Genomic DNA, 1,694 nt, shown 5'->3' on the forward strand with positions numbered 1-1,694 from the left:
GTGAAGATGTTGGTGAAGATGTTGCCGTAGCCTTCGCCCGTTGGCTTGGACTCGATCAGCTTGAAGTCCACCCACTCATGCGGTGAATGCAGGGTGATGCCGGTATGGCCCACTTCCCCAGCCCAGCCGATAGCGGTGGTGGTGTCGTCGCTGATCTGCACCTGCCACCAGCGCTTGCCGGTTTCGTCCAGGGCGAAGGTGGTGGGTAGCTTAGTGGGATCCGGCGCGGCCGGCCTTGACTGCGTCAGTGTTGCAATGTCGAAGCGCTGGGGATACGGGCCGTTGATGGGACCGTTGGCGACAAACGTCAGGGGAAAAACCGGCCAGCCCTGTTCCAGATCGGCCACCAGTAGCTTGCCTCGATCGCCTTTGCCCAAGGTCGGTATTGCGTCATAGGCCGCTCTGGTGATCCACACGGGGGCACCGGCAGCCGCAGCCACCAGGATGCCCCGATAGAGCGTGGCGCCCGGCTTGCCAACGGTGCCCTGTTTGGGCGGTCGGACAATATCCCTCGCCGCATACGGCACGCCGTTGCYGTACCGGAACAGGCTCGCCTCCTTGGCGCCCTTGGGCAACGCTGCCTTGCGCTCGATCCACTGCAGGGTCTGCACCGKCCTGACCTTCACGTAGAGGGCATCCTCATGCGGAGTGCCGTCCAGCTCCACGAGGGTGTTSGCGGCAAGCAAGCCGGCCTTGGCCTCGGCCAGCACCGGGTTGCACAGTGGCGCCTTCGGCGCCACGCGCAGCAGTGTCTTCTCCKGCAACTTGGCCGATGCCGCGGCCGCCCGGCTCTTGGCGAGGAAGCCACTCAATTCAGGACCGGCAATGATCTCCTGRTGCAGGATCACCCTGTCCTGGCCAGGATCCTTGATTCGCCGGTAYTCCCCCAGGTGGCCGAGCAAGGCGCCRGCCTTGAYGSCGATGGCGGAYTTGGGCGTGACCACGCTGTCGAAGATTTCGGGGGCCTTGCCTTGCGGCTCCAGATGGCTGAGCGGCACCCAGCCACGCTCTGCGCCGCCCAGCGGCTCGATTTGGCCAGTAGTTGGAGGGGCAATAGTGCCCTCGATCAAGCTGCGGATCCTGACCCAATTCTTGTCCGCGCTGCGTTCGACGGCGGTGAAGCGGGCTCCGCGGGGCAGGATGCCGAGGATGGTGCCCTTGGGATTGGGTAGCGAACAGATGCGCAGGCCCAAGACCGCTTGTGCGGTTGCGCCCGACGCGGCTGCCTGCTTGGGGCTGGCTTGTTTGTGATCCGCTTTCTGCGCCACGCGGTAGACGGTTGCCGGCCAGTAGTCCGGGCGCTTGACCTTGGCACCCAGGCGCTCGTAGTCGCTAAACGAGCGCAGGTGCATGGCCAGACAGAAGTAGGTCAGCTTGTTGCCCGCCGGGTATTCGAGTGTGTGGCGAGTGAGGACGAAGCCGCTGCTAAACGGTGCCTGCACCGAGCCGTTGGACATGGGCACTGTCGCGATGCCGGGGACGGTGGGGTAGTCGCGGTTGACCTGATAAGCGACGACCTCGCCTTTGGCGATGGCACCCATGCCTTCGTCCAGCGACAGCGTGTTGGCCATCGCCTGGACGTAGTGAATGCCGCAATGCACGCCGGAGGGGCCCAGCGGATAGAAGCCGTTGTCGGCCAGGCTGAGCGCCGTGTAGTAGAGCGCGGCGTCGCGCACCTCCTTGCCGGCCTTGTC

1 pseudogene is annotated in these 1,694 nt (G+C 64.8%); it reads right to left on the bottom strand.

Going from position 1 to position 1,694, the window contains the following annotated elements:
* A pseudogene (locus tag AC1DK4_RS40630) lies at nt 1-1,694 on the bottom strand (hypothetical protein); the annotation flags it as partial.

Source organism: Cupriavidus sp. 05N38, from assembly GCF_056397345.1.